The 22,085-nt window shown below is 54.4% G+C and carries 26 protein-coding genes; 7 read left to right on the top strand and 19 right to left on the bottom strand.

Going from position 1 to position 22,085, the window contains the following annotated elements:
• Positions 1-56: 56 nt before the first annotated feature.
• A complete protein-coding gene (rnhB, locus tag VMS83_RS08545; protein ID WP_325411804.1) occupies positions 57-698 on the bottom strand; it encodes a ribonuclease HII in 642 nt (213 codons plus the stop codon).
• 54 nt (positions 699-752) lie between these two features.
• Between rnhB and VMS83_RS08540 the strand changes: the two genes are divergently transcribed.
• Positions 753-1,421 carry a TrkA family potassium uptake protein gene (locus tag VMS83_RS08540; protein WP_325411802.1) on the top strand — a complete coding sequence of 223 codons (669 nt, stop codon included), beginning with the start codon at positions 753-755 and terminating at the stop codon, positions 1,419-1,421.
• On the opposite strand, the gene VMS83_RS08535 is transcribed toward VMS83_RS08540, so the two are convergent.
• Positions 1,410-2,606, bottom strand: a complete 1,197-nt coding sequence (locus VMS83_RS08535) for an NAD(P)/FAD-dependent oxidoreductase (RefSeq protein WP_325411800.1) — start codon at positions 2,604-2,606, stop codon at positions 1,410-1,412. The genes VMS83_RS08540 and VMS83_RS08535 overlap by 12 nt on opposite strands.
• Entirely contained in the window at positions 2,596-2,772 is a 177-nt protein-coding gene (locus tag VMS83_RS08530; RefSeq protein ID WP_325411798.1) for a 4Fe-4S binding protein, read from the bottom strand. The genes VMS83_RS08535 and VMS83_RS08530 overlap by 11 nt, the downstream gene beginning before the upstream one ends.
• Positions 2,773-3,071: 299 nt before the next feature.
• Between VMS83_RS08530 and glnA the strand changes: the two genes are divergently transcribed.
• Positions 3,072-4,520, top strand: coding sequence for a type I glutamate--ammonia ligase (gene glnA / locus VMS83_RS08525; RefSeq protein ID WP_349255359.1), 1,449 nt, complete (start codon positions 3,072-3,074; stop codon positions 4,518-4,520).
• Positions 4,521-4,579: 59 nt separating this feature from the next.
• Here the strand turns inward: glnA and VMS83_RS08520 are convergent, their stop codons facing one another.
• The 11 genes from VMS83_RS08520 to VMS83_RS08470 all read right to left on the bottom strand — a co-directional run bounded on the left by VMS83_RS08520 (position 4,580) and on the right by VMS83_RS08470 (position 13,465).
• Positions 4,580-5,701 carry a PHP-associated domain-containing protein gene (locus VMS83_RS08520; RefSeq protein WP_325411794.1) on the bottom strand — a complete coding sequence of 374 codons (1,122 nt, stop codon included), beginning with the start codon at positions 5,699-5,701 and terminating at the stop codon, positions 4,580-4,582.
• A gap of 84 nt (positions 5,702-5,785) precedes the next feature.
• Positions 5,786-7,168: a response regulator gene (locus VMS83_RS08515; protein ID WP_325411792.1), complete on the bottom strand. Its 1,383-nt coding sequence runs from the start codon at positions 7,166-7,168 to the stop codon at positions 5,786-5,788.
• Positions 7,169-7,340: 172 nt separating this feature from the next.
• Entirely contained in the window at positions 7,341-8,099 is a 759-nt protein-coding gene (locus tag VMS83_RS08510; RefSeq protein ID WP_325411790.1) for a proteasome assembly chaperone family protein, read from the bottom strand.
• Entirely contained in the window at positions 8,099-8,260 is a 162-nt protein-coding gene (locus tag VMS83_RS08505; protein WP_325411788.1) for an RNA-protein complex protein Nop10, read from the bottom strand. The genes VMS83_RS08510 and VMS83_RS08505 overlap by 1 nt, the downstream gene beginning before the upstream one ends.
• Positions 8,257-9,054: a translation initiation factor IF-2 subunit alpha gene (locus tag VMS83_RS08500; protein ID WP_325411786.1), complete on the bottom strand. Its 798-nt coding sequence runs from the start codon at positions 9,052-9,054 to the stop codon at positions 8,257-8,259. The genes VMS83_RS08505 and VMS83_RS08500 overlap by 4 nt, the downstream gene beginning before the upstream one ends.
• A gap of 7 nt (positions 9,055-9,061) precedes the next feature.
• Positions 9,062-9,250, bottom strand: coding sequence for a 30S ribosomal protein S27e (locus VMS83_RS08495; protein ID WP_325411784.1), 189 nt, complete (start codon positions 9,248-9,250; stop codon positions 9,062-9,064).
• Positions 9,251-9,255: 5 nt separating this feature from the next.
• Positions 9,256-9,534: a 50S ribosomal protein L44e gene (locus VMS83_RS08490; RefSeq protein ID WP_012107523.1), complete on the bottom strand. Its 279-nt coding sequence runs from the start codon at positions 9,532-9,534 to the stop codon at positions 9,256-9,258.
• A 222-nt stretch (positions 9,535-9,756) separates the two neighbouring features.
• Positions 9,757-10,455 carry a hypothetical protein gene (locus VMS83_RS08485; protein ID WP_325411780.1) on the bottom strand — a complete coding sequence of 233 codons (699 nt, stop codon included), beginning with the start codon at positions 10,453-10,455 and terminating at the stop codon, positions 9,757-9,759.
• 26 nt (positions 10,456-10,481) lie between these two features.
• Positions 10,482-11,606, bottom strand: a complete 1,125-nt coding sequence (gene priS / locus VMS83_RS08480; RefSeq protein ID WP_325411778.1) for a DNA primase catalytic subunit PriS — start codon at positions 11,604-11,606, stop codon at positions 10,482-10,484.
• Positions 11,603-13,183, bottom strand: coding sequence for a tRNA uridine(34) 5-carboxymethylaminomethyl modification radical SAM/GNAT enzyme Elp3 (locus VMS83_RS08475; RefSeq protein WP_325411776.1), 1,581 nt, complete (start codon positions 13,181-13,183; stop codon positions 11,603-11,605). The genes priS and VMS83_RS08475 overlap by 4 nt, the downstream gene beginning before the upstream one ends.
• A 3-nt stretch (positions 13,184-13,186) precedes the next feature.
• Positions 13,187-13,465 (bottom strand): UPF0058 family protein, encoded by a 279-nt coding sequence (locus VMS83_RS08470; RefSeq protein ID WP_325411774.1) that lies wholly within the window; start codon positions 13,463-13,465, stop codon positions 13,187-13,189.
• Positions 13,466-13,521: 56 nt separating this feature from the next.
• On the opposite strand from VMS83_RS08470, the gene VMS83_RS08465 reads away from it, so the two are divergent.
• Positions 13,522-14,412, top strand: coding sequence for an ADP-ribosylglycohydrolase family protein (locus VMS83_RS08465; RefSeq protein WP_325411772.1), 891 nt, complete (start codon positions 13,522-13,524; stop codon positions 14,410-14,412).
• Positions 14,413-14,505: 93 nt separating this feature from the next.
• On the opposite strand, the gene VMS83_RS08460 is transcribed toward VMS83_RS08465, so the two are convergent.
• Positions 14,506-14,952 carry a UPF0179 family protein gene (locus tag VMS83_RS08460; RefSeq protein WP_325411770.1) on the bottom strand — a complete coding sequence of 149 codons (447 nt, stop codon included), beginning with the start codon at positions 14,950-14,952 and terminating at the stop codon, positions 14,506-14,508.
• 32 nt (positions 14,953-14,984) lie between these two features.
• On the bottom strand, positions 14,985-16,064 hold the full coding sequence (locus VMS83_RS08455; RefSeq protein WP_325411768.1) for an NAD(P)-dependent glycerol-1-phosphate dehydrogenase: 1,080 nt from the start codon (positions 16,062-16,064) through the stop codon (positions 14,985-14,987).
• An 11-nt stretch (positions 16,065-16,075) separates the two neighbouring features.
• Here VMS83_RS08455 and VMS83_RS08450 point away from each other — a divergent pair, with 11 nt between their 5' ends.
• The 4 genes from VMS83_RS08450 to VMS83_RS08435 all read left to right on the top strand — a co-directional run bounded on the left by VMS83_RS08450 (position 16,076) and on the right by VMS83_RS08435 (position 20,082).
• The gene (locus VMS83_RS08450) at positions 16,076-16,942 is read left to right on the top strand and encodes a DUF63 family protein (protein ID WP_325411766.1); all 867 of its coding nucleotides are present in this window, start codon (positions 16,076-16,078) and stop codon (positions 16,940-16,942) included.
• Positions 16,935-17,528, top strand: a complete 594-nt coding sequence (locus tag VMS83_RS08445; RefSeq protein ID WP_325411765.1) for a stage II sporulation protein M — start codon at positions 16,935-16,937, stop codon at positions 17,526-17,528. The genes VMS83_RS08450 and VMS83_RS08445 overlap by 8 nt, the downstream gene beginning before the upstream one ends.
• Positions 17,529-17,538: 10 nt before the next feature.
• The gene (gene proS / locus VMS83_RS08440; RefSeq protein ID WP_325411763.1) at positions 17,539-18,975 is read left to right on the top strand and encodes a proline--tRNA ligase; all 1,437 of its coding nucleotides are present in this window, start codon (positions 17,539-17,541) and stop codon (positions 18,973-18,975) included.
• 198 nt (positions 18,976-19,173) lie between these two features.
• Complete coding sequence (locus VMS83_RS08435) at positions 19,174-20,082, top strand: hypothetical protein (protein WP_325411762.1); 909 nt, start codon at positions 19,174-19,176, stop codon at positions 20,080-20,082.
• A gap of 97 nt (positions 20,083-20,179) precedes the next feature.
• On the opposite strand, the gene VMS83_RS08430 is transcribed toward VMS83_RS08435, so the two are convergent.
• The 3 genes from VMS83_RS08430 to VMS83_RS08420 all read right to left on the bottom strand — a co-directional run bounded on the left by VMS83_RS08430 (position 20,180) and on the right by VMS83_RS08420 (position 22,007).
• Entirely contained in the window at positions 20,180-20,635 is a 456-nt protein-coding gene (locus VMS83_RS08430) for a hypothetical protein (protein WP_325411760.1), read from the bottom strand.
• A gap of 163 nt (positions 20,636-20,798) precedes the next feature.
• Positions 20,799-21,107, bottom strand: a complete 309-nt coding sequence (locus VMS83_RS08425) for a hypothetical protein (protein WP_325411758.1) — start codon at positions 21,105-21,107, stop codon at positions 20,799-20,801.
• Positions 21,108-21,113: 6 nt separating this feature from the next.
• Positions 21,114-22,007, bottom strand: coding sequence for an Mrp/NBP35 family ATP-binding protein (locus tag VMS83_RS08420; protein ID WP_325411756.1), 894 nt, complete (start codon positions 22,005-22,007; stop codon positions 21,114-21,116).
• Positions 22,008-22,085 lie beyond the last annotated feature (78 nt).

The following is a 22,085-nucleotide window of genomic DNA, read 5'->3' as shown; positions in this document are numbered from 1 at the left end:
TGGATAACCACATTAAGGCAATGGTGAAGCCACCAGAAAAGCGATTCTGGTTCTCCCTAAAAAAAAGCAGAGAGGCTGCTCTGGGATTTTTTGGCGAGCATCACACTCACGGTTTTCCAGCTCTTCCGGGCAATGGGCGGGGGTGTACGGTGCTGATCGATATAGGCGGAGAGAAACGCAACGGTCTCCGGGTCAGACGGGTAGCCACTCCCGATCTTCCCGTATTTTTTTGCAAGCTTCGTAATCTCCCGGTCCCGGGTCACTTTTGCCACGATGCTTGCAGCCGAGACCACCGGGTACGTGCAGTCCGCATGGTGCTCAGAGATGATCTCGCAGGAGTGCACGAGATGGCCCCGCACCATTTCAGCATAACGGAACGGGTTGACATCGCAGGCATCGACAACCGCGGTTTGAGGGGCAAGCCGGGAAATAACCTCTGCATGGGCCCGGGCCACGCAGGCATTCATCGTCATCTCACGCCGGATTGCGTCGATCTCTTCAGCCGGAATTATTACCGTGGCCACCCTGCATTTTTTTTTGATGAGGCCAAAAAGGCGTTCCCGTTCTTCAGGAGAAAGCTGCTTGGAGTCCCTGACCCCCAGGCCTGCAATAATATCCGCGGATCGAACGCCAACTGCTGCAACCACCATCGGTCCCAAAACAGAACCTTTCCCGGCTTCGTCCACTCCGCAGATCACACAAAGAGATTTCTGCGCAAATTATTTCAATGGCCATGATGGTAAACGGTAGGTATGTACATCATTATCGTGGGGCTCGGCGGCATCGGCAGGAGCCTGGTCAGACAGGCTGTTGAACACGGCAATAACGTCGTGGTCATTGATCAGGATGAGGCCCGGTGCAGCGAGATCCTTGAGCACTACGACATCCTTGCGATCACCGGTAACGCTACCGACAAGTCCACCCTCGAAGAGGCTGGCATTGACCGGACGGATGCATTTGTGGCCACCACAAGCGACGATGCGGTCAACCTGATGACCTGCTGGCTGGCCAAAAGATTCCGTGTCCCCAATGTGGTCGCAATCGTCAACCAGCCCACCCACTCTGAATTTTTCAAGGAGGTGGGAGTCCGGATCAGCGAAAATCCTGATGATCTGGTGGCTTCGCGCCTCTATTACTGGACCGAGAATCCAAAACTCCAGCAGCTGGCGTCCATTCCCGGCGGGTCGATCTTTGAGATTGTGGCAGAGGAGACCGCACCGATCGTAGGTCACGAGATCCGCGAGATCAAGGTCAAGGATTTCGTCTTTATTGCGATCCGGCGGGCCAGCGGGGCACTCATTATCCCCAGTGGGAACGTGAAGATCCAGCCAGGCGATGTATTTACGGTCTTTACCAAAAAAGAGGCAGAGGAAGACTGCCTGCGCCTGCTCAACAAGCAGTTGAAAAAATCAGCGGATTGAAGCAGCAAGCGCCCCGAGCTCCACGAGCAGTTTGGGATTTACCTTCAATAACTCTTTTATCAATGTGAGCGTGGAGAATTCCTTAAGATCCAGCTTCGAGACCGAGTGGATGATTGCGTTGAGCTTTTCATCTGGCTGCTTTATCAAGTATTCCTTGATGTGGTAGTTCCGCTCGATGCTCTTACCCATCTTGGAGGCTCGCCACTCCCGGTCATAGGCCATGAGGGCGTTCTTCGAGAGATCACCTTTGGCCAGGCAGTCGGCCGCAACCTGGGCAGCAAGTTTACCGGTATACATCGCGTTGTAGATCCCGCCGCCCGTTAGTGGATCAACAACCCGGGCTGCATCGCCAACCAGCATCAGGTGATCCGCAACTGTGCAGTCAAGAGGACGGCAAACCGAAACTCCACCGACAATGCATTCGATCGTCTTACCATGGGGGAACTTCTGCTTTACGAATTTGTCGAGATAATCCTTGGCCCGGTGCCCCTTGCCGCTCTTCCTGCCGGAGATACCGATCCCGACGTTTGCAGCCCGTTTCCCCTTGGGGAATACCCAGAGGTATCCTTCGGGAGCCACGTCGTTGCCAAGATAGAAGATCGTTGCATGCGGGTTAATATCGATATCAGTCATGACGTACTGCACCGAGCTCATGATCTCGCGCACCGGGACGGTCGTGTCAATACCGCACCATTTGCCAAACTTCGATTCAACACCGTCAGCTGCGATAACGACATCTGCCATGACTTTTGCGGAATTACCGCAAGACTCAAGGACGGCCCCCTTGATCCTGCCTTCGTGCATGATCGGTGCTGAGGCCCGGGTCTTGACATAGATCTCTGCACCGGCATCAGCCGCCTGCCAGACCAGTTCCCGGTCAAAGACCTTGCGGTCGAGGATATACCCCACTTTCCCACCGGCCATAGAGGATTCGAGCGTCATCTCGAAACCGTCGGGTGCGACGATGCCCGCACCGGTCATCTCGGCCGAGATCCAGCGAGGGTCGGGTGCAATAAATTCGGCAAGGGCTTCCTTGCCGATCCCCTCTGCACAGCGAACCGGGGCACCGATTGCCGGGCGTTTTTCTACAAGGCAGACCGAGAGCCCTTTCTCTGCAGCCGTCCGTGCTGCAAGAGCACCGGCAGGACCCCCGCCAACAACCAGCACATCATACTTACTTTTCATGGACGACCTCCAGTGCACCAAGCGGACAGACCTTGGCGCAGATACCGCAGCTCGTACAGTTCTCTTCAACAGAAAGGTATGCGTCGATCAGTTCCAGCGCACCTTCAGGGCAGACTGACACACAGCACCCGCAATACCCGCAGACATCCCGGTGAACGTTAAGCATTCTGCTGATATGTTGGAGGCCGGTTTCATTAATCTTTACGGATTGCCGGAAGCACGGGAAACCGCCCTTCCCGACGGGCCAATGGTATGGCCGACAACAGGATCACACAGATGAAAACGCTCATGAAAAGAGCGGAAGTTTAAATTATATTTAAATATTATAAGGGGGAAACACTCTTCCTATTGCCAGCAGGTATTCGCACCATCCTCTTATGAGAGCTTGGGCCCCGCATTCATGCTTGCACATGCCTGCCGGTATGAACAGGTGACTACATGGTTCAAAAGAGCAAGAGCACCAGAATGACGGGCGTGACAAAAGATCAGATAAGCTCGATCCATTCTCTTATTAAAAAGAAGAATATCCAGATGGTCGATTTCAAATTTAACGACCTGCCTGGCCTTTGGCAGCATTTCTCCATCCCGGCATCTGAGCTGGTAAAAGATTCCGACCCAAAGGCCGGTATCTGGGCTGACGGCATCGGGTTTGACGGATCGTCTATCCGGGGGTTCCAGAAGATCCAGGAATCCGACATGGTCCTGTTCCTGGATCCCTCAACCGCAGTCGCTGATCCGGTTTGCGAAGTTCCCACGCTTTCCATTATCTGTAATGTCTTTGACCCGGTAACCAAGGAAGCATATACCCGTGATCCGCGGTACATTGCCCAGAAGGCAGAGCAATACCTCAAGTCCACCGGGATTGCTGACGAGAGTTTTTGGGGACCGGAATACGAATTTTTCCTCTTCGACGATGTGAGATACTCGCAGACCGTCAATCAGGGGTTTTACTCGGTGGACTCAGTTGAGGGCATCTGGAACTCAGGGCGGGACGAGCAGAACAACCTAGGTTACAAGCCCCGACACAAAGAGGGTTACTTCCCGGTACCTCCGCACGACTCGCTCCAAGATGTCAGGAGCCATATGGTTAACATGATGCTCGAGACGGGAATTCCTGTGGAGGTGCACCACCACGAAGTGGCGACCGCTGGCCAGAATGAGATCGACATGCGGTACAGCCCGCTGGTCAGGATGGCGGATCACTGCATGATGTACAAGTACATCGTCAAGAACATGGCCCAGCAATTCGGGATGGTTGCAACGTTCATGCCTAAGCCCCTGTTTGGCGACAATGGGTCCGGGATGCACACCCACCAGTCGATCTGGAAGGGTGGAAAGAACCTGTTCTTCGATGCAAAAGGCTACGGTATGATCAGTCAGACCGCAAAGTACTATATCGGCGGTCTTCTCAAGCACGCAAATGCACTCATGGCCTTCTGTGCCCCGTCTACTAATTCCTACAAGCGCCTTGTTCCGGGTTATGAGGCCCCGGTCAATCTCGTATACTCGCTCAGGAACCGGTCAGCAGCAGTCCGGATCCCGATGTACTCAGAGAACCCCAAGTCCAAACGGATCGAATTCCGGCCCCCGGACCCGATGTGCAACCCGTACCTCTCGTTCTCGGCCCTTCTGATGGCAGGTATCGACGGCATCAAGAAGAAGATCGAACCCGGCCAGCCATTCGAAGGAAATACGTACGAGCTTGAGGGGAAGGCAGCAAAGAAGATCCCTACCGTGCCCGGTTCGCTCGAACAGGCAATCGATGCGCTGGAGGCAGACCACAAATTCCTCCTTGAAGGCGGCGTGTTTACCCAGGACGTCATCAATACCTGGATTGAGTATAAACGGGCAGAGATCGATGAGATCCGCCTCCGCCCTCACCCATGGGAGTTCCACCTGTACTTCGATATGTAACTCCACCCATTTTTTCCTAAGCAACGGGCGATTCAGTAATTCCCGGATATAGGGAAACATCAGGTAAGGGAGAATGTCCCGTACTTTCCCCCTCCACCGGGGTGAAGTGTAACACGGTTTTCGCGCAGGGCAGAGATCGCATCCGCAACGCGGGGATGGATAGTCCTGATCTCAGCGGGAGGGATGTCAATGAGGATAGAAATCTCGTTACCAAATGCGCTGATAAAAGATGAATAAATAGCCCTGCACTTTTTTGTATTGGGAGAAGCTGCACCTTCAACCGTCTGGATGATCTGGGCCAGCGGCAGCACATGGAGGTAAGGGGGCCGGGGCTTTGCCGTTCCCCCCTTCGAGAGCTCTTTTGCCCGGTCAGAGACCCCTTTCTTGATGATCCCTCCGTCAGCCGGGCATTTCCAGTGATGTCCGATCGCGTCCTCGAGGGAATACTGCGTATAACAGCGGGTACAGGCCGTCCGGTTGTACTTTCCTTCTTCAGGGAAGAAACCGGCATTCATCGCAACATCCCGTGTCCGGATCGCAGCCAGAACGTCCTTTGCAGTGCGACCGGCAAGCCGAAGCCGGTTGAATTCCCGCCCCAGCTTATCCGGGGTGGGACTGTGGGCATCGGAGTTGGTGAGGAAAGGGAGGTCATAGAGGTCCGGGATGGCTGCCCCGTATGAGCTGTCCGCGGAGAGACCGAGTTCAACGAAATCGATCGATTCGCTCCCGTAACAGGCCGGGACGCTGTCGAAGTAGGCATACATCGCCGTCCAGGGAGTGAAAGCATGGGCCGGTCCGACAAGCGCACCGACATCATGAGCCAATCCGGCAATCTCTTCTCCACCGAGGTAGACATGTGGCCTGCCGCTTGAGACAAAGCTCTTGGAGGTTCCCGTCAGCAGGTCACGCAGCTGGTCAAACTGGGCAGGCTCTGCCGCAAGGATTACGTGGTGAACCCGGTTTCTGTCCTCGATCTCTGCCTGGGGAACAATAATAATACCAGCATCATTTTCAAGGAGCGGCTTCCACCCGGCAAGCCAGTCCGGTTGGAGGGCATCGCCTGTGCCAAGGACCTGGATACCCTTTGTGATACAGCCACGGATCAGCTCCTCCGGCTGCATGAAACGGGAGACAGCAATCGAATACGGGGAATGGATATGCAGATCGGCAGTGGCGAGCATGGATACCTTCCGGATTACTCCTTTCTGCCATATAAGGTGGATGCGCATAATGCATCCACAGGATTCAATCTATACCACGGGTACCTAGAGGTACTCATTCCGTTTCCGGGGAATGGGTGTATCCTTCTTCCAAAGCCGGATATCCCGGGCCCGGTCAAAATAGAACTTGGATTCTTCGGGCTTTCCCAGTTCCTTTAGACAGATGCCGATATGATTCCACGTGTCCATACTGTTGGGCAGAAGGCTCACCACCATCTTGAAGGTTTCAATAGCGGCTTCGAGGTACTTATTGTTCATCTGCATGACACCCATCTGCTCGAGCGTCTCCCCAAGTTCATAGAGAATCTCAGGATTTCCCGGCGCCAGTTCCACGGCCCGCAAGAACGACTTGAGCGCTTCATCATAATCGCCCAGCATCCGGAAACAGATCCCCCGGTCGTTCCAGACATGAGGGAGTTTCGCGTCAATCTCGATCGCACGCTCAAAGGCCTCGATCGCAGCCCGGTAGTTCCGGTTGCGGGCGTAGAGATTAACTCCCTCCTTGTACTGCACCATCGCTCTGCCCAAAAGCCTGTCAATAAAACTGCTCCCGGCAGTCGCTACTGCCTCGCCATTGGCAGACTGCAGTGATGAAGTTGCCGGTTCCTCTTCAATACTGACATCTTTGAAGGTGCTGGTGACATCCCGTACAATGCATGCAGCTGCGATAAACTCCCCGTGGTTATCAAAGAGCGGTGTTGCCTTCATCCAGAGGGTCCATTCCGTCCCATCGGGTTTGCGTGCCCGGGTTACTGCAACGACAGGGCCATTCTTCTCCCTGCTGATGAGCATATACCGGGCCTTCCGTATTCCCTCATCAGATGAGAAGACCAGATCGACAAGCATCTTCTGGTGCTTGCCAAAGAACGGCTCTGCATAGATAAAATTTCCTTTATCAACTATTGATGGCGAAGGAACCCCGGTAAGGTGCTCTATGGCCCGGTTCCATGCAAGGACATTCCCTTCAGGGTCGATCGCAAACTCTGCATCAAGAGAGAAATTGATCAGATCAAAGACGATCTTCCGGGACAGGCCCATGGCCTTTCCCATAAACCGCTGATCGACCGCATGCCGGATCATCTGCTGCAGCTCGACAAACGGCATCTCCACGTTCTCGCCTTTTTTTAAGAAAAAGTTGGCACCGTTGTTGAGCGCGGCAATCGCTGCATGCTCCCTGCCAACACCGGTAAAAATAATAACCGGAGTCACATCCCCTTTGCCGCGGATGATCTTGAGCAGTTCGATCCCGTTGATATCCGGTAGATCATAATCGAGCACAATGGCGTCGAACCGGTTCTTCTGGAGTACGTCAAGGGCTTCCCGTGAGGAACTGACCGGATGAACGATGATCTCGTGCGACCGTTCCAGCACCTGCCGGGTAACGTCCAGGATCGCGGGATCGTCGTCAATAACCATGACAGAAAGCATAGGAACACCTCAGAACGTTCGTATATTTATCCAATGTATAATCAGGACTGCATTGCTTAATAAAATAAACTGATATGATTCATACATGAGACAGACCAGAGAGAGCTGCGCTGCACGCAGCGGGAATCTGCCACCAGGATAAATGGGATAAAAGAAGAGAGATCGCCGGTTGTCAGCCGATATAACTCAGCTCTTCGTCGTGATGGTTCTTTTCGCTCTCAAGAAGGCCCTGCACGACTTTTTCCATCTCGGCCGCACGAACATTGAGCTGAGTGGGATCAACGGGCACTGCAATGAGTTTTGAAAGAACCGAAAGGACACCTGCAGCGCTCATTGGGTCGACCACATACCCGCTCGTCTCGCCCATCAGGCAGACTGCATCGATCCCCCTCATCCCGCCCATGCCGAGCAGAAGGCCGGCTGCCCCCACGATCCCGCCGCCCGGCTCATCACGGTCAAACGTCACGCCCGCCTGGATGACTTCAGCCTTGAGTGCCTCGTTATTCGTGGCTCCAAAGACACGCGGTGCGTAAACCAGATGACCGACCCCGAACCCCCCAAGAGTATAGATGCATTTAATTCCCAGTTCCGCAGCAATATCGAGATATGCATCGGTCATGAGATAATGCCCTTCGTTGGAAGTGCTCTGGAAGTCACCTACGATGAAAACTACGTCCCGGTGCCCGGCCCTGTACAGGTAGATCTCATTCCGGGGCAACCGGGCCACACCTGTCTCTTCAATGATGACCTGCGGCGGGAGGTAAATGGAATGGATCTCCCCGATTTTTTCTGCCCCGAGCATGTGGATCATGTACTCGGCAACAAGTTTGCCCACCTGACCTATGCCGGGGAGGCCCCCAATAAGGATCGGATCGGTGAGGTTTTTGTCGGTAAATGTATCGGTGTACCGGATGCTGATATCATCAATCATTACGCATTCCTGTTTTTCGCCATCCGCCGGAAAAGACCGAACCTATCCTGTACCGAAAAACGGGCCGGGTGGGCAATCGCCGTCGGTCTGCCGCATACAGGACACTGCAAAGAAAGAGTATATGTATGATCTGCGCTGCAGCGACGGATCTTTCCGCTCATTGACTCTTCCCGGATTTGGGTTTTTTGATGAGTCTGCCTTCGCCGCCACCTTTTTCTACAACGGAAATGGCGGCGTTTGCCGCCTTCTCAAGTGCCTTTTCCGCTTTCTTGTAATCAGCGGCAACCACCTTGATCCGGTAGACCGGGGCTCCCAAGTACAGGAGCTCGATTTCTGCACCGGCTGTTTTTGCTTCGCTCGCCTTTTTCAAAGCAGTCCGGATAACCATCACACCATCCGCCTCAGCAGACGTCAGGATCAGCTGGCCGGTGACTTCGACCCGGGGGATCTTGACGCTTTCGTGGGCGATGTGGATCAGGGCTTCGCTCGCCTTTTTGGAGAGGCCCAGTTTCTTGATTGTTGCATCGCTGTCGGTGACGACATCTTCGAAGACTGCGTACAGTTCGCCATATTTATCAAGGATTACATCTTCGATGGCGATTGCAGGTTCACCGGACTTCTCCGCGACAAAACCGATCCATTTGCGCGCCTTGGACTCGTTCTTCCACTCGCGGATCTTCTCGCGGCGCTGGTGCTCATTGACATCTTTTAAAGAAAGGTCAATGTGGCCACGGCTCCGGTCAACGTTGAGGACCTTACAGACGATCTTTTGGCCCTCGCGGATATGGTCACGGATATACTTTATCCAGCCGGTTGCAATTTCAGAGATGGGGATGAGCCCCTGCCTGCCGCCATACTCGTCAAGCGATACGAACGCTACGAAATCCTTGACATTTTCTACCGTACAGACAACAAGTTCCGATTCCTGGGGCCATTCCCTGTCTCTTTCCTGCATGCGGGACTCACTTGAACTCTGAGATAATCTCAGCCTTTAAATTCGCCTTTCCACCTGCGGGGGTCGCGAGATCGCGGCCACAGACAACACACTTGACTGTCGTGCTCGCCTTGGAAAAGACCGTCTGCTCGTTATCGCAGTCCGGGCACTTTACCTTTAAGAAACTGCTCCGGTTCGCTCGTGCTTCACGTACCATATCACTCACTCCGTCAATTCGAACTTTGCTACCCGGAATCCCTTACGCAGGTGGGCTTTTCCGCACGTGGTGCAGCGGTACCTGACATTGATCTTCTTTGTGGGCTTGTCGCCACCGGGGACTTTCGAGAACTTGCCCATGTTGCCCACTTTGCCTCTGCGTGCCTTCTGGCGGTCGATCCAGTGGAGGCCGGTCGTCTTGCTCTTCTTGACCTTCTCCACCTCATGGATCTGGTGATTCCTGCAAAAAGGACAGTATGTTTTGAATTTCGCTGGCATCTTCATGATGTTTTCACCGATCGTACTGGCTATTGAATCCCAGTATTATTGGCTAAGGTTCATATTTAAGATATGGGTTCAACGGCAGTATACCGTACTGTTGCCCCATCGTTATGAAATTCTCATCGTGGCGAAGAGTGTTTAGGTTTTGGTGCCGGAATGTTAAAAAGATTAGGATGCACCCGGGTGTGGGCGGGCGTTCATCTGTCTGGGATAACCGTAATCCGGTTATTTTCCGGACGGGAGGGTGATGGGGCTGACAAGGTTCCTGTCAGAAAGGACCGAGGCATTTCTTTCGGGAAGCGTGACAATATCCCCTTTGGTAAGAGTATAGATCCTCCCGTCTACTCCCATGAAAGTATCCATTCCCTCAAGCACCCGGACCAGCAGATACGGGGGGACAAGGGAGGGCGAGGTGGAGGGAGAAGAGGTTGGGGGAGCGGCGCCAGTGATTTCTTCAGCAAGAACAACGTCCTCACCAACCAGATCCATGCCATCCTCTTCAGTTGCGGTCGCAGATTGCACAGTAGCAGGCACAGGAACGAGCAGATGCTGGGCGTTGTGGAGCAGGGTATCCTGGCATTCAAGAAGACCGGCAGCTACCCGGTCAAACATCCCGCGTTCGGCCGGCAGCATCCTCTTGACCTCCTCGCGGTCATAGTAGTTGCCCTCTGCATGCATCAGGGCAAGGGCGAGGATCTTGCGCGAACGGATGGAGAAGAGCTCATGCAGGGTCTCTTTCATGGCGATTGTCTCTTCAATGAGCGCCCGGGCTTCTTCGGAGAGAGGATCTTCGATTGCATAGACCTTCTTTAAGAGATCAGCAATCTCTGCATGGGTGCGATCGAAGATATCCGGGGATACCTGCATGAGTTTGCCGGTCTCACGTTCGGTGAGAAGGATACTTCGCAGATCATCAAATCCCATGGAATGGCGCCCCGGAGCCGGAAGATTTATGCAATTTCCGCGATGCCGCGACAGCAGAGAAAGACTGCCACAGCCTCAGGTACTGTAGAGATCCCTTTTTGGATCTGATAAGTGCTTCCCAGCATCGGCATGGCAAGCCCAAACCGTGTATCCACCCGCACCTCGCGGGATGAAAAGACCACCGCGTCCACGAGTGGATCAAACTCCGGAAGATCCCGGATCTCGAGGGACTGCACTCTCATCCCACTGCCACCGTGGAGGGATGTGGGCATCCTGATCAGTCGCTTAATATCCGTGGTGACCGGCTCATCCGCGAGTGCGGCTTTCTCATTTAATCGTTTCCGGAACTCTCCCTCGGTCTCGTGCACGACTGCTTTTATAACCCGATCCCTGAGGAGTGTCGGATCTACTTCCCCACGGAGGCTGGTAATGATTTCATCCCGCTTTTTCAAAAAACTGGCCGCTGATTCCTTTCCTACACCTTCAAGGGCAGTAAGGCGGGCCATCGCCTCATCTTCGTTTAAGGTCCCCAGCCACGCGAGGTAATCTGTCAGCGCACTGCGGAACCGGGCCGGCCATCCGGGTTCCGGAGATCCGTTCAGCAACACCGCCGGATCGATCCCGATCCCGCAGACATAATCAACCAGTTCCCGCCGTTCAGCGCTCCCCCACCCGCGGAAGGCAAGGTCCCGTACGTGAACGTGGTACCCTCTCCCGCCGGAAAAGACCAGTTCGATCTGTTTGGGATCGATCCCCAGCTCTCCGGTGAGCATAAAGAGGAGCTTCCCGGTTTCCTCTTTGACCCGGGAGAGCATCATGCCGTAGGGCCCTTTGACGATGTGATCCGCGTCGAGATCGAAGATCAGGTCGGCACCGCACCAGCCTTTTTCAGCCATGGTGGGCGCATCCGGCTTCTCGTAGTAAGCACTCGAGTAATAGACGTGGGAGGGGACCAGGTTCCTGATATAATCGAAGAGCTCGGTACGTTCGGGGAAGGCCAGATGCCGGCGCATCCGCATCTCGGTGGCTCCCGGGTTGAAGAGAACCAGCCCCCATTCACGCTGTGCAAGCGATGACGGGGAAACCAGCATCGCCTTGCGATAGTATTCCGCAAAACGCTGCCGGACAAACTCGGTAGTGGCCGGGTTCATGGCATCTCCTTTACCATATAGGGCCCTTTCCGCTCATATCCCTGCCGCCGGTAATAGGGCCGGACACCGATCCCGCTCATGATTGCCATGCGCTCAAAGCCTGCGGCCTGGGCGATCTCCTCGGCTTTTGAAAGGAGTATCCGCCCGAAGTTCCGGTGTTGCCACTCTTCCTGTTCTGCCGCCTCGATACCTACCGGGACGAGGCTCCCATAGACATGAAGCTCGCGGAGAAGCGCAGCACCGGCAAGTTCCGGGCGGAATTCTGACGAGGGGAAACGAAGCCGGGTAAACCCGATCAGTGAATCTCCCGATACCGCAGAGATAAAATGTTCCGTTCCTCCACAACACTCGTACCGGATCACCCGCAGTTCCGCCTCGATTGCAGAGGGGAGACGGCCAATCTCCCGGCACCGGATGCATCGGCAATGCCGGCCCTGCGCGGAAAGCCGGTTCTGGGCCAGCTGCCGGAAGTTGGAATGCCGCGACCCGGCCACGATCAACTTGGCCGGGATGTCGCGCTGCACCCGCGAGAGCCGCGTGTACTCCGGTATAAGCGTTTTTGCGTACGCTATAAGATCGATGAGCTCATCCTCATCATATGGCGCATACCTCTTGAGTTCCCAGTGTTCCTCGATCTCCGAACCGGGAGTGACCAGCGTTGGGTAGATCTTTAAAAAATCCGGTTTGAACCGGGGATCGGAAAAGAGGGTCTCAAACATCTCCTTGTCCGCGGCTATCGTCGAATGCGGCAGGTTGGGCATCATATGGAACCCGACCTTGATTCCCGCGTCCCGCAGAAGCCTGTTTGCCTCAACGGTGTCCGCAACAGTACACCCCCGGCGATTGAACGCAAGGATCTCGTCATCGAGGTGCTGGACGCCCAGTTCCACCTTGGTGACACCGAGGTCGAGCATCCGGTCGATATGTTCTTTCCTGCACCAGTCAGGGCGGGTCTCGAACGTGATCGCCACGCACCGGACGTCCGCGGTCTCGTTTGCGGCCTGGACTGCTTCAACTGCAGGAGGAGATGCCGCAGGAGTATTTTCAGGATAAAGGTTCATCGCCTCGATGCACCGGGAGACAAAATCATGCTGGTACTCGATCGGGCGGGCAGTCATCGTCCCTCCCATCACGATCAGCTCCACTTTTTCGACACGGTGGCCCAGTGTCTCGAACTGGCCGAGCCGGGCATGGACCTGGGCAAAAGGATCGTAGCCATGCTCCCGTGCCCGTTTTGCTGCCGGTTCCTCTCCGGTATAACTCTGGGGCGAACTGAACGGGTGGGATGGGCCACCCGGGCAAGGCAGGCACCGGCCGTGAGGGCATGGATAGGGCGAGGTCATCACCGCGACCGGGGCGACACCCGAGAGTGTCCGGGTAGGCTTGACCAGCAGGATGCGGCGCAGGATCTCCCGCTCCTCCGGCGTGGCGGCAGCAAGGATTGCCGAGTTTTTGGGAACGGCACTCAGCCGGTATTTCCGGCAGGTTTCGATCTTGGCAGCTACAATCCCGTTTTCACCGGGAGCAAGGGTGAGGAGGCGGGAGATGATCTCCTGGATTGCCAGTGCCTCATCCATGACTTAATGTTCGACTGCAACCTGCTGGGTCGGGGCAGTTGCGGTCTCGGGAGAATAGTTCACCACGTGCACGCGGTGGTGTCCGCTTATATGGGTAACAACCTCATCACCAAGAGTGAGGAGTGCATCTTTGTGGGCTTTTTTATCTTTATGGATATGAACCGGGGAAATTTCGAGAGCATCGTAGCGTTCGGTTACTATTTCTTCGTTGGTTGTGTTCTCGTAGTACTTCCTGATGTGAACCATCAGCATATGCAGATGCAGTAACTCTTCTTTTTGCACACTATCGCCTTCTCTCTGAAAAGTTAATTTTTCTGTACTGCACATATACCTTTTTGGTGAGATTTATAAGAGAATACCTTCACCCAAGGGGATTGCTCGCAGGACTCGCAATTGGGGACGCGTTGGGTGCGCCCTTGGAAGGATTTCCTCAAAATGAGGCTTGGATGACAAATATGCGACCCGGAGGGCGCCATTTCCGGAGAGCCGGCCAATACACGGATGATACCCTTCAGGCTCGTGCGGTTGCAGAATCCCTTCTCTTTTGCGGGGGTTTTCAGCCATCAGACCTCATCCGGCGCCTTCTTTCCGGTTACCGGGATCGGCCGGAATGGTATGGTCCGACCTCTTCAGCTTTTTTTACTTTAATCAGTTCCGGCACCCCGCCGCATCGTGCTGCATGGCTTGTCCACCGGGCTCATGGAGGAAGCCGGACAAACGGGAGCGTGATGAGGGGTTTTCCTCTCGGCATTTTTTATCCGGGGGGTGCCGTGTACGGGATTAGCATGGAGTGTTCGCATCTTACCCACTACGATCCGGTCGTAGCCCACTGCTCCGCTTGGCTGAACATAATGGCGGCGGATTTATGCCGGGGTGCAACCCGAAGACAGGCTTTTAGGCATGCACGCTCACAATGCCGGGATGCAGAAGTACTCGCAGTACTGGGCAGCTACGAGAGGTACCGCATGATCCCCTCGCTGGACGCCGTGCTGTGTGCACATGCAGCGCTTTCGTGTTTCATGAACGCCCGCACGTTCGAGAACGCCCTTCTCTCCGCGGTCAATCTCGGCGGTGACGCGGATACAGTGGGTGCATGCTGCGGGGCGCTTGCGGGAGCATACTGGGGAATAGAAGCGATTCCGAAACGGTGGAGCAGGACAATGGAAGGGTACGACGACCTGCTCCGTATTGCAGGGGCATTGTGGGACATCCGGGTGGACAGGCAGTAACTAAAAGTATACAGCACAACCCCCTCATTCTGTCAGGTTCCGGAAAAAGGGTATTAACCGGCCCAGAACTGCCAGAGAGGTAACGAAAAACCATTACACCGGTTTGATCTCGACCAGCTTCAGGGACCGTCCCTTGCTGCAGATATCAGATGCGTTTCCCAGCACATCGGTCACCATATATTTTTCGCCTTCTACCACACCATCAGGCCGGCAGAGGGGATAACTCCGGCAATCGGTCTTATTGCAGGAGAACTCAACCTTTATTTTTGAGTTGACCATTGCCATATCGGCAGAGATGAGCATACTCACCGGGGCTTCCATAACCTCAACGGCAGTTGCCCCGTTCAGATGAACAGCACATTCATGATGAGTACTGCGAATCGTGACAATCCGGTAGCGGTGGCCGCGGATGAGATTGTTACAGGCTTTTTTAACTTTACAGGTTCCACATTCAGAAGATTCGCCTTCGTAGACAAATTCAATCCCGGGTTTTGCAAGAACGGTCCCCACCAGGGTCACTTTTGTTTTTGTCTCAGCCATAGTATTTTTCCCTTACTTTAGGCATACACCATTCATTCGGCATAGAGCATCTGGACGAGCTTCTCGGCAGATTCCCTGGTGATGCCCACATCAAAGATGGTAAAGCGTTCCGGGCGGATAGTCTTTGCCATCAGGAGTGCCTCGACCGCGATCTCATCCGATATCCCGACATCGGCCGGCGTTACCGGCGCACCGATAGTCCGGAGCGATTCCCGGATCCCCCGCCAGTCACCGCCATGGAGATACATCGAGATGATCGTCCCGATCCCACAGCTCTCACCATGCAGCGCTTTGTTCGGGGCAAGACGATCGAGGGCATGGGAGAACTTGTGCTCCCCGCCGCTTGCTGGCCGGGACGATCCCGCGATGCTCATCGCAACGCCGCTTGATACAAGGGCTTTGGTGACAAACCATGCCGACTGTTCCTGGTTCGGTTTTATGAGGTCGGCATTTTTCACCAGGATCTCTGCCGTCATCTTCGAGAGGGCCACCGCGTACTCACTCATGGGTTCGCCCTTGACCCGGTGGGCCATCTCCCAGTCAAGGATTGCTGTGTAATTGGAGATCACATCGGCACAACCCGCCGCAAGGAGACGGTGGGGCGCAGAAGCAATGATGGCAGTATCTGCAACGATCGCAATTGGCGGGTGTGCTTCGAGCGAAACGTTGCCCTCACCGGTAGGAACCGATGCCCGGGCTGAGGCAATGCCATCATGGGATGCCGCCGTCGGAACCGAAACAAACTGGCGATCAAGGTTGTACGAAACGATCTTTGCGGTGTCGATCACCCTGCCTCCCCCGACACCGATCACAAAGTCCATGCCCGCAGCTGCCTTCTCCGCTTCCGTGATGATCCTCGGGCTGATTTCCTCTGCCAGAAAGACCTCAACAGTACCCGAACTACTGAGCAGGTCACGGACGGATGTTCCGGCGCGTTCCATCGTATTCCTGCCGGAGATGAGAAGAGCGGATCGACCCAGTTTGAGGTCATTGCAGACGGAGGGTATCTGGCCGAGGACATCATGGCCAATCACCACATCACGGGGTAACTGCATCCATTTGGACTTGTCAAAGACCTTCTCTTTAAGCACTTTTATCGTATCTGGGCTCATCCGGATAATGAATGATTAGTGATTTCATATACAAATATTACATCGATCCCGTGAAGTACGGTGAGCCATACAATATTGTCGAGACCCTCACCTATGCCATCATCCTGATACTGGGCGTATATTTACTATACCGGTGGTTCTCGAATTCAGCATGGCTTGCAGAGCATGGTATAAAACTCGATTCCTCGTTTGTCCTTGCAACCCTGCCCTACGTGGTCCTCGGCGGTGTACTCCGGGTGATCCAGGATACCGGGATGGTGGCGGGAGACTGGCAATATCTGATTGTTACACCCCCGATCTACTTTGTCCTGTTCTTTTTTACCCTTGGAATGATCTTTATCGGGGGCACCGCAAAGAAACATGGCCTGATCAAGGATTTCCTGTCATTTTATGCATTTATCGGCTGTATGGCGGTCTTTGTTATCTCGCTTATCCTCCTCTCCTGGGGCATGGCCCATGCACACGTCGACCTCTTCATCCTGGCAATAATCCTGCTCATGGCGGTTGCCGCGACGGTCCTTGTCTGGGGCTGCATGCGATATGTCCTCTCCTGGGTGTATGTGCGGGACCCGCTCTATATCGCCCTTATATTCGGCCAGATGCTGGATGCGAGCGCCACCAGCTACGGGCTCACATTCCACCCGGCAGTACATTATATCGAGCAGCATGTGGTCGGCTCCAACCTTATCGATATGACAGGAACTGCCTTTGTGATGTATCCCCTGAAGCTGGTCATCCTCTTCCCGGCCATTTACATCATGCAGCTCTACCGCAAGGAGGCAAATCCCGCATTCTGGCACCTGGTGCTCCTTGCGATGATTGTTGTCGGACTTGCTCCGGGAGTCCGCGATATGATCCGGATGGTCCTCTATGTCTGAACCGGGTGTTTTGCCCCTTCCCGAGCTCTCCCCGCTTGGGACAGTCGCACTTGTCACCGTTCTTCTTTTTATCACCTCTATGATTGCAGGATGGATGGGAACGGTGCACAACCCGGCGATAGGAAATGAACTCCTCTCCCTGTTCCAGAAAGAGATTGCCGGCCAGATTACCCTTGAAAATCCTGTTGATATGTGCCTGAAGATCTTCGCAAACAATCTCGAAGCCTGCATCCTGCTCTTTCTTGGGGGAGCTACCTTTGGCATCCTCACGCTTCTGATCCTGAGCCTGAACGGCATCGTAATCGGTGCGGTGAGCGAGATCATCAGCAAGGGCCACTCGGTCCTTTTTATCGCTGCTGCCATTGTCCCCCATGGGATTTTCGAAATACCGGCGTTCATCATAGCTGCTGCACTCGGGTTCTGCATGGCACAGGCCCTCATCGCAGAATGGTACGGGACGGCCGATACTGCAACTGAAGCACAGCGACTTGCCCGGGCCTTCCTCCTGTACGTATTGCCCCTTATCGCCGTCGCAGCAGTGGTCGAGGCTTTTATTACGCCGGCAATCATACAGATAGTAGCTTAAGAGGTTGTGCATGGACGAGGATGCGGGTGCCCTGCCAAAAAAGGCCGATTTTTCCGAATGGTATAACGAACTTTTATGGCGTGCGGAGATCATGGATGTCCGCTACCCGGTAAAGGGACTCTATGTCTGGTTCCCGTACGGGTTTGCGATCCGTAAGTTCGTGTACCAGCACCTGCGCGAACTGCTCGACCGGGACCACCGGGAGGCACTCTTTCCCCTCCTAATCCCGGAACAGGAGTTTATGAAAGAGGCCGAACACATCAAGGGATTCGAAAACGAGGTTTACTGGGTCACCCAGGGGGGGACAACACCGCTGGATGTGAAGCTCGCCCTCCGGCCAACAAGTGAGACCGCAATCTACCCTATGTTTGCCCTGTGGGTGCGATCCCACGCTGACCTCCCGATCAGGATCTACCAGGTCGTCAATACATTCCGGTACGAGACCAAGCAAACCCGTCCGTTGATCCGGCTACGCGAGATCACCTCCTTCATGGAATCCCATACTGTCCACGCGACCTGGGACGAGGCAGAGGACCAGGTTGAGTCCGAGATCGCCCTCACCCGTGAATTTTACCGGAGTCTCTGTATTCCTATTATCATCTCCAAACGTCCCGACTGGGACAAATTCCCCGGGGCCGATTATACCATCGCTGTCGATGCGATCATGCCCAATGGCAAAACCCTCCAGATAGGCACTGTCCACCACCTTGGGGAGCACTTCTCACGCACATTTGCCATCCGGTATGAGGATAAAAACGGGGAGCAGCAAAATGCCTATCAGACCTGCTATGGCATCTCCGAGCGCTGCATAGCGGCGCTGATCTCCGTTCATGGAGATGACAAAGGCCTGATTCTTCCCCCCGCGGTTGCCACATTCCAAGCGGTTATTGTCCCGATCACGATCGGTAACCGTCGTGACGATGTACTCTCGGCTGCAGAAAAACTAAAACGCGATCTCGAGGCAACCGGACTCCGGGTTGTGCTTGACAAACGGGATCTCCGGCCCGGTGCCAAATATTACTGGTGGGAGATCCGGGGTGTCCCGCTCAGGCTCGAACTGGGGCCACGGGATCTCGATGCGGGTAAAGCGATGGCGGTCAAACGGACCGGGGAGAAGACAACGATCTCCCTTGAGAATGCAGGATGCGATGCCAACAGGGTCCTTGGTGAGATTACCGGGGAGATCCGGGCTAAAGCCGATGAGCACGCCAGGTCCCGGCTCTGCACGGCACCCACGATGGAAACGCTGAACGCTGCCCTCAACGAAGGAAAAGTGGCCGTGGTACACTGGTGTCGTGACCGTACCTGCGGAGACGCCATCGAAGAAAAGGCGAACTCGAGCCTTCTCGGCACTGAGGTCCGTTCGGAATATATCGATGCCACAGACGGGCCCTGCATCATCTGCGGTAAACCCGGCAAGGCCACCCTTGTCGGCAGGACGTATTGATCTTCCCGTAACCCGGTGGAGTCAGCCTGTCGGTTTATGAGGGTCTATGGGGGAGTTAATGTTAAAAGAGAGTACCGCCCCCTATTTACACAAGCAAAAGCGCACCGGGCAGTTTACTCGTTGCCAGAGGAGCAAATGATATCTCGGACGATCTCTACAACCCTGTTTGCATTCCTGGTACTTTTATGTCTGCTGAGTATGCCCTGCTCCGCCGATCTTACCGCGCTCACGAGTGGCCCCCAGACCATTGTAAAGGCGGATACCGTGACCCTTTCAGGTACCGGTGCCCAGAACGGTTCGGTCACGCTCTGGATTGTGGGGAGGAATTACTTTGCTACAAAATCCACCACACCGGATAAAAAAGGAAATTATACCTTTACCATTAAACCTGAAGAGACCACAAGATTTTCTGCCGGGAAGTATGCATTTCTGATCCAGGATCCGGGGGCGAACCGCGGCTTTGAGATCGGTCCTCTGCCCTGGAACGACGGAAGCATACGCATTGCAGATCAGGGAAAAGTCATCGCCAACATCGGTGCTCCCACCTCGTTTCCCGGAGATATCACTCCGGTGGCTGAAACCATTATCAATGCCTCAGATCGTCCTGATGTAGACGATACGTTTGCCCCGTATTATTTCTACGTGGAAGAGCCGGCAATTCATATCAACCGTGTAGATGACACGGGTAATCTTCCCGACCAGACTACCGGAGAAGCACTCCTTATTACGGGTACAACCAATATGGGGCCCGAGGACCAGCTGCAGGTCGCAATAAAAAATGCAACTTCGGGAGATCTTATAACCTCACAGACGGTGCCGGTAGTACAGGGGCCCAATTCCAACCAGTGGACCTATTCGCTGGATGAACCCGGCCTGCCTGCAGGAACCTATACCATTACGATCAGTGAACAAAAATACACCTCGGGGGGAACTGCATCGGCCCGGATAAACATTTTTGAGTACCGGATCGCCGCCAACTCCTCCCTCCCGCTGCAGCCGGAATTGCCTGCCGGGGTGACCGCTTACGGGGTTCTCCTCCCACTTCTTATCAGTTGTGCGGCCCTTGCGATCATCGCGATCATCATGCTGGCCTCAGTTCGGAAGTAAAAAGGGGCACATGTGGTGCATTACCTTGCGATATACCCCTGCAGCCCGGAATAAATTGTGAGAAAACTACTGATTTTGGATAAAGAAAAAAGAATGTTTAGCACCGGTCACACACGTACTGGATCCCCACTACGGTGGACTGCATGTCCCCTACAATCTGTTTATGTCCCCCCCGCACAAAGAGCCGGTGGCATTTTGCACATCTTTTAGGCCGGATCCTGTCTGTTATACCCATGGGGAGTTCCAGCGAAAACCCGGTTTTTGTCCCTTCCGCCCGGGGTTTCTCTGCATCCTGCTCATAGCTGGAGAGGAAATCCATGATCTGCGAGGGTGGAACCCCCAGGTCGACAAATTTTTTGAAGACAAAATAATTGAAAATTAGCCACGACAGATCGGAGCGGTCAAGGATGCCATCATACTCGCCGACGGCCTCCTCGAAGTCCTCAAGGGAGCAGCCGCACAGGGGGCATTTGCCTCCCACTAACTCGTCAAGAAATACTTCTTCCTGACAGCCAGGGCAGGTGGTATGTGGGGCATGCATGCGTGATGTCATGGGTATCCGTTTGTTGGTATCTTATCAGCGTGTTGAGGGAGTATGAAAGGAGAAAGAATCTCAGATTATTAAGGGATATCTGATTATGCATGGGCCGGGAGGACACTTATAGGTATCATCCGTGCATATGATACCCGATAATATCTTTGCGGTACAGGAAAAATCAGGAGGCTTCAGGCTCCTGCGGTTCCATTACCAGAGTCCCAAAGATCACTTTTTCCAGCACCTGCGAGACATAGCGGATGTGCATCGCTTTTTCCAGGTCCTCATTCCGGTGGATGTCAGCGTAGAGCTGGAGGCGCAGGAGTGCGAAACGGAACTGGTCGAGCGTTTCATCGTCAAGTTTCATAGCCTCACGGTATACTGGTTCCAGAAGATCGGGAAATGCCTGGGGATTTTCAAGACAGGCAATAACCGGCTCATAGATGGGAAGAGGAGCAGTTTTTCCGGAGAGAATCCTCAGGTAATCCATACCGGCTTATCCTTCGACCTCTTTTATGAGCGCTTCCATAACCTTGTCCACGCTCGCCCATGTCGGGCTGTCTCCACGCCGGACAATGAACGGCCGGCCTTCGTCCCCTGCCTTCCGCATGTCGATATCGATCGGGATGGCGCCGAGGAAGGGAACCGATAGTTCTTCGGCAATCTTCCTGCCTCCACCTTTACCAAAGAGATCGACTTCCTTGCCGCAGTGGGGGCAGATCATTCCGCTCATATTCTCAATAACGCCCAGAACAGGCAGGCCAAGTTTTTCCACAAATTTTATTGCTTTTTTGGAGTCCAGAGTGGCAACATCCTGGGGTGTCGTGACGATCACGGCTCCGCGCACGTTGGGTGCAAGCTGGGCAATCGTGAGAGCCTCATCACCGGTACCCGGAGGAAGATCCACAACAAGATAGTCAAGGGATCCCCAGTTGACATCGGTCAGGAACTGGTTGATCGCCGCCATCTTCATGGGCCCGCGCCAGATGATCGGTGTACTCGTATCCGGCAGCAGGAAGGCCATGGAGATTACAGAAAGCGCACCGGTGACTCGGACCGGTTCGATCTTGTTTCCTAAGGTAGCAAGTTTATGATCCTCAATCCCGAGCATTTTGGGGATGTTGGGGCCATGCATATCCAGATCAAGAAGGCCGACTTTAAAACCGTGGCTGGAGAGTGCATAGGCAAGGTTGACAGATACGGTGGATTTTCCCACGCCCCCTTTCCCGGAGAGCACCAGAACAACGTGTCGTACATCGATATCCGCCTTGGGAGGGAGGCCGGCTTTTGCGTCAGAACAAGTCCCCGCCGTCGCGCAGCTGGAGCATTCATGGGAGCAGGTCTCTTTATTGGATTTATCCGGCAGGGTGCCGGCAGATTTCTTTGCCATGGATTGCCTCTGGAGTACGCTTGAGTACTTCTTTCCTCTCAGGTTCGCCTTGTGAGACAATAAATATGTGGAGAGGGC

The sequence above is a fragment of the Methanoregula sp. genome (assembly GCF_035543475.1).
Classification (GTDB): Archaea; Halobacteriota; Methanomicrobia; order Methanomicrobiales; family Methanospirillaceae; genus Methanoregula.
Note: the sequence above shows the minus strand (reverse complement) of the source record. Positions and strands in the feature narration are given on the sequence as shown.